Annotated in this window: 1 protein-coding gene; it reads left to right on the plus strand. The window is 54.4% G+C overall.

Annotation, left to right across the window (positions count from 1 at the left end):
- Positions 1–21: 21 nt before the first annotated feature.
- Positions 22–478 (plus strand): tyrosine-type recombinase/integrase (locus FCS21_RS15880; RefSeq protein WP_138624488.1); only part of this gene is annotated, 457 nt, incomplete at its 3' end.

The raw sequence follows: 478 nt of genomic DNA on the forward strand, positions 1-478 counted from the left end.
TGATGCGAAAGGAGGTGTCTGATGGCTCTGACAGATACAGCGATCAAGCAAGCCAAGCCCGCCAACAAGCCTTATACGTTAACTGATGGCGATGGCTTATCTCTGCAAGTGCCCCCAACGGGTTCGAAGCGCTGGCATTTCCGTTTCTATTGGCATGACAAGCAATTACGTATTTCCCTCGGCATCTATCCCGACGTGAGTCTCAAGGAGGCTCGTCAGCGGAGAGAGGCTGCACGTACGCTGGTGGCCAACAATATCGATCCCCGATTGCATCGCCGTGCTGAGCGGCAGAAAGCCTCTCACGCCATCAACAACACGTTTGAAGCGGTTGCTGGTCGTTGGCACGCGTTCCGAAGTAAGAAGCTGACGAAAAGTACGAAGGGCAGTGCAGGGCAAGCCAGCAAATACCTGAAGAAGGACATGCTGCCCTGTTTGGGCGATCTTCCGATCGCGAATGTTTCTCGTGGTGACGTGCTGG

It is taken from the genome of Colwellia ponticola, assembly GCF_005885605.1.
Lineage (GTDB): Bacteria > Pseudomonadota > Gammaproteobacteria > Enterobacterales > Alteromonadaceae > Colwellia > Colwellia ponticola.